Consider the following 1,536-nt stretch of genomic DNA (forward strand, 5'->3'; position numbering starts at 1 on the left):
TGCGTAATCTGGGTTAAATTAGTTTTTATAATTAATTTTTTCCTAATAGAAAAGGGTTTTTTAAAACAGAAGAAAGGGTTTGTAGTCTTTCTTTGAAGAGTTGTTTTTTCTAATAGACAGTGTTGTTTAATTGATTTAAAAGGTCAATAATCTATTAAAAACATCAAAAGAGGGGGTAGTTTAGTTTACAACTAAAAGATTAAATTTACAGACACGGTGATTAGCTGTTATTCTAATTAATAGATAAACCAATTGGTTTATCTAGAAAAGTGGAATATTAAACCCAGATTATGCGTTAGCCTTTCTTATGAAGGTGTAAATCAAAAAAGAAAAGTACGGAAATTTTCTCCCGAAGCTATAGTTTTGCTAAATTGAAGACAAAAATGGATTGTTTTTTTAGATTCAAGGCATTTTTATCTGTAATAAATTTATAAAGCGTAATCTGGGTTAAATGATGTAATTCGAAACATTTTAATTTAGGACTCTGTAAATAGCGTAATGAATAACTTCGTATCAGGAATTAACAAAAAGAATTCAAATTTTTGACGATGCTATTTTTTAAAATATCCTTATAAGTTTTTTTAAAGAATATTATCTTGTTGCCACAATTTTTCCATTCATTCCAATTATTAAATTTTTCATGACGGGTTTGTCTTTATCAACCATTGTGGTGATTTCTATTTTTCCTGTTTTATGCATGACTAAAGTAACTAGCTTACTTCCTCCTATACCTGCATAAGAATAATAATCACCAACTTTTTTTGAATCTATAATTTTGCTAGAATTTTCTTTTGTTACATTAGCAAAAATGGTTATAAATTTTCGATTTCCATGATAACGAGACGAAAAAAAAGTAACTTTAAAATCTTTAATTTTTCGTTCCCCAATTTTTGTAAAACTATATTTTTTTAACAAATTAGAGTTTTTGCTTAAAGAAATAAGTTCTTTTTTATGTTTTGGTGTTAACAATTTATTAATAACATTAGAGTCTTTGATAGCAATATATGGGCTATCAAGATCAATTAATTCATTGTAAACTTTTTGATCAATAATAAAAGGGAATTTCTTTTTCTCCGAAGGAATCAAATAAGGCGTATTGTCTTCCTCATTAGATTCATCAGTAGTACTAAATTGTTCTGTAGATTGAGAAAAATTTGGAGTTTTCATTTTCTCAATAGAATAATTATCCGTTTTACATCCAATAGCTAGTAATGATGAAAAGAGTAAAATTGATTTTTTCATGCGTTTATCTGTCTTATTAAGTTTATTCCTGAAAATAGCGTATGCTAAATATTCAGGCATTACTCAAAGCAGTATTTTGGAAGTAGATTTTTGGGGAGTATTTATACTTCAAAGGTACTAAAAAAATACCAAACAGTGCGTGTACAAGCTTAAGAATAGAAACTTTTGTGTTAAGCTTATAAGATGACTATGTAAGTTTTAAAAATCTGATATTTTTCAAAAAGTAAACTTTAATTTATTATAAAAAGAGTCATTTATATTTTCAATATCTAAAAAAGAGAAAGACACAGCGAT

At 26.4% G+C, this 1,536-nt stretch carries 1 protein-coding gene; it reads right to left on the bottom strand.

The features are described 5' to 3' along the window. Nucleotides 1-591: 591 nt before the first annotated feature. Complete coding sequence (locus B0A78_RS14155; RefSeq protein WP_123906704.1) at nt 592-1,242, bottom strand: hypothetical protein; 651 nt, start codon at nt 1,240-1,242, stop codon at nt 592-594. Nucleotides 1,243-1,536: the final 294 nt, after the last annotated feature.

Source organism: Flavobacterium columnare NBRC 100251 = ATCC 23463, from assembly GCF_002530675.1.
Taxonomy (GTDB): Bacteria; Bacteroidota; Bacteroidia; order Flavobacteriales; family Flavobacteriaceae; genus Flavobacterium; species Flavobacterium columnare.